The organism is Kribbella albertanoniae (genome assembly GCF_004348455.1).
Classification (GTDB): Bacteria; Actinomycetota; Actinomycetes; order Propionibacteriales; family Kribbellaceae; genus Kribbella; species Kribbella albertanoniae.
Window position 1 is genome coordinate 1 of sequence record NZ_SMKA01000476.1, and the last position, 2667, is coordinate 2667.

The following is a 2667-nucleotide window of genomic DNA, read 5'->3' on the forward strand; positions in this document are numbered from 1 at the left end:
ACCCCACCCCCACCAGGTACCTGTAGGCCCAGGGTGCACAGGCACAGTGATGGTGAGGGCTGGACAGTCTGTTGCCTAGAGCACCTACACCTACAGCCTCTCTACATCAGGTCATGGGCTGATGCTGTAGCCCATGCCAACAGACACACAGCATGGCCCTATGCGTTGCCTCGCACTGAGTCTCATTGGTACTTGGATTGGTGCGAGTGCACACATGCCGATGTGCTTGAGCTAGAGCCATGCTCATGATGCTTGCCCTAGGCACCCACCCCTCCCCCTAGGGGGATGAGGTGTCCACCCCTGGGGAGGGGTTGCGACTTACCGACATAAGTCAGTGCCTAGGGCAACTAGCTCCCTGTGCGGGTGGGTCGAGCCTCCCCGCACAGGGCATAGGACCACCCCCCATCCGGCCGTGCAGTCGGTTGCCAAAGGCAAGCGGTTAGGCGGAATCGCTCGCCCTAGATGGTTGCCCAAGGCACCGAAGGGTGGGGGGTGTCTAGCGCCAAGTGAGGATCCAACAACCCCCGGCCAGGCATTTTCGCGCGGCCGTGGGTTTCGGTGAACGCTTCACGGACGGAGAATCGCGGTGGCCTGGTACCCGATGAAGGTCTCTACGGCCCTGTCCTCCGCACCGCTGGCAACCCTGGTCACCGCCAACCTGACCGCCCAGCGTGGCGCAGAGGGACAGAAGGGCGAGAAAGGCGACAAGGGGGACAAGGGAGACCCCGGAGAGCCTGGCAAGGATGGCCGCGACGGCAAGGACGGCACGCCCGGCCGCGACGGCGACCAGGGAGCCAAGGGCGACCCCGGCCGCGATGGCACCGATGGTGCTCCCGGCCGCGCTGGCAGGGACGGCACAGACGGCTCACAGGGCCTCAAGGGCGAGCCTGGCGACCCCGGCAGGGATGGTTCCCCCGGCAAGGATGGCGCGCCCGGTAAAGATGGCTCACCGGGCCTGAAAGGCGACCCCGGCGACAAGGGCGACAAGGGCGATCCCGGCACGGCCGGCGCGGTCTACCGCAACGCCGCGAGCCCCGCGACCACCGCCAAAATCTGGACCACCACCGGCCTCACGGACTCGGCCGGGCAGGTCGTGTTCACCCCGCCTGCCGGGTACTTCACTGCGGTGCATGCCGCGACCGTGACCCCGCTGCGGCCGAACCCGACCGTCAGCCAGTATGCCTTCGCTTTCCTGACCGCGATCGGGGCCAGCTCGATCGCCGCGCGAGTGGGCGAGAGCCGGACCGTCCCGCCGATCATCAGCGCCCTCGGGGTCGAGGGCCTGGAGGCCAGCGGCGCGGGCGTCATCGTGCAGCTCGTGGCCTACGGAACGTAGAAAGACCCCCGGCGCTGGCTGAGGACCAACACCGGAGGTCTTTCCCCCGTAGCTCCCTTCGCATGGTGAGGAGGTACCTGCGACGGGAGGTGGAACGGCGCGGCCCGACACTCTCGGGGTTCGATGCCAGGCCGCGCCGGACTATGGGCCGGTACTCGCGGCCTCGCTTAGCTGCTCGGGCCAGGGACGCTTCGTCTCGCCCGGTTCCAGGTCGCGCGGCAGGATGTCCCTGGTGACCATCTCGGCGTCGGCGTCGCGCGGGTCAGGGTCGAGCCAGCGGATCTCCGAAGCGCCCAGGTGACCGTGGATTGCCAGCACGGATTCGAGGCTGGCCCAGACGGCGGTGGACGGGTGCTTGCCGAGCCAGCGCAGTGCAACCGACCCGTCAAGGAACTCGACCAGGTGGGCGACAACGCCGGTCCCGCTGACGCCGGACGCATCGTGGTAGCGGAACAGCTCGCCGCGCCTCACTGGCGCGCCAGCTCTAGCGCGACCTCGTCCGGAGGTACCGGCTCGTTGGTCACCGGCAGACCGGCAAACCGTCGACCGATCGAGTGGGCATACCAGTCGGCCTTGCCCTCCTCCAGGACGTTGTCGATGATGACGTGCTCACCGAACCTGACCTGGACCCGTCGCAGCCTCATCGGAGGTCCCAGTCATTGCCCTTGGCCCGCATCGTTGCGATGGCGACAACGATGATGGCGATAGCGGTTCCGATCCACCAGCCGAAGCGGCGGTAACGGCGGCGCGCTGCGGGGCTCATGCCGCCTCCTCAAGCAGATCCCCGGCCAGGTCGCGCTTGCCGTCCAGCCAGTCGGTGAACAGGCCACGCTGTTGCTCCGGGCACCGCTCGATCAGTTCATCCCGCTCAACCTCTGTGAGGTTGGTTGGTGGGGCGTACATGACGATCACTCCCTTGACAGTGAGTTACCTCGTGGAACTCACCGTAAGACACCTGGTATCCCAGGGTCAACAGGCTGACAAGACACCAAGGCACCTGTCACATACATTGGACGGTGTGCCTCTCAAGTTGACGGAACGAACGCTGAACCGCGCCCGTGGCGCGCCGCCATTCGGCCAGCAACTGGCCGACCACATGCGTCAGGGCATCCTGACCGGCGACGTAGACCCTGGTGAGCCGTTGCCGAGCGTGGAAGCCATCCAGCACCTGATCGGCGCGAGTCGCCCCGTGGTGCGCAAGGCGCCAGGGCCTCGGCAAAGTCGTCTTTTCACTTGGCCAGAAGCAAGATGAGCTCGTTTGTGGTCTCGGCAGGGCGGCGCCGTAGTCGTGTGGGTGGTGGCGTGATCTGCGGGTTTGGCGGCGTGGGGGC

Annotated in this window: 6 protein-coding genes; 2 read left to right on the forward strand and 4 right to left on the reverse strand. The window is 66.8% G+C overall.

Translation table 11 applies throughout. The features are described from left to right. Positions 1-601 precede the first annotated feature (601 nt). The gene (locus tag E1261_RS44220; protein ID WP_165952867.1) at positions 602-1336 is read left to right on the forward strand and encodes a collagen-like domain-containing protein; all 735 of its coding nucleotides are present in this window, start codon (positions 602-604) and stop codon (positions 1334-1336) included. Positions 1337-1477: 141 nt separating this feature from the next. Here E1261_RS44220 and E1261_RS46195 read toward each other — a convergent pair whose 3' ends face one another. The 4 genes from E1261_RS46195 to E1261_RS45755 are packed head-to-tail and all read right to left on the reverse strand — an operon-like array spanning position 1478 to position 2239. Then, a complete protein-coding gene (locus tag E1261_RS46195) occupies positions 1478-1807 on the reverse strand; it encodes a hypothetical protein (RefSeq protein ID WP_202875477.1) in 330 nt (109 codons plus the stop codon). Next, positions 1804-1980: a hypothetical protein gene (locus E1261_RS45750; RefSeq protein WP_165952868.1), complete on the reverse strand. Its 177-nt coding sequence runs from the start codon at positions 1978-1980 to the stop codon at positions 1804-1806. Before E1261_RS45750 ends, E1261_RS46195 begins: the two co-directional genes overlap by 4 nt. Then, positions 1977-2099 (reverse strand): hypothetical protein, encoded by a 123-nt coding sequence (locus E1261_RS47015; protein ID WP_272948651.1) that lies wholly within the window; start codon positions 2097-2099, stop codon positions 1977-1979. The genes E1261_RS45750 and E1261_RS47015 overlap by 4 nt, the downstream gene beginning before the upstream one ends. Next, entirely contained in the window at positions 2096-2239 is a 144-nt protein-coding gene (locus E1261_RS45755) for a hypothetical protein (RefSeq protein ID WP_165952869.1), read from the reverse strand. The genes E1261_RS47015 and E1261_RS45755 overlap by 4 nt, the downstream gene beginning before the upstream one ends. Between E1261_RS45755 and E1261_RS47230 the strand changes: the two genes are divergently transcribed. Next, on the forward strand, positions 2238-2588 hold the full coding sequence (locus tag E1261_RS47230) for a GntR family transcriptional regulator (protein WP_132416283.1): 351 nt from the start codon (positions 2238-2240) through the stop codon (positions 2586-2588). The genes E1261_RS45755 and E1261_RS47230 overlap by 2 nt on opposite strands. Positions 2589-2667: the final 79 nt, after the last annotated feature.

Excerpts from the sequence above, each read along its gene's own strand:
- E1261_RS45750 (WP_165952868.1), bottom strand. The coding sequence starts at position 1,980 with ATGAGGCTGCGACGGGTCCAGGTCAGGTTCGGTGAGCACGTCATCATC.
- E1261_RS44220 (WP_165952867.1), top strand. The coding sequence starts at position 602 with ATGAAGGTCTCTACGGCCCTGTCCTCCGCACCGCTGGCAACCCTGGTC.
- E1261_RS47015 (WP_272948651.1), bottom strand. The coding sequence starts at position 2,099 with ATGAGCCCCGCAGCGCGCCGCCGTTACCGCCGCTTCGGCTGGTGGATC.
- E1261_RS47230 (WP_132416283.1), top strand. The coding sequence starts at position 2,238 with ATGACGATCACTCCCTTGACAGTGAGTTACCTCGTGGAACTCACCGTA.
- E1261_RS45755 (WP_165952869.1), bottom strand. The coding sequence starts at position 2,239 with ATGTACGCCCCACCAACCAACCTCACAGAGGTTGAGCGGGATGAACTG.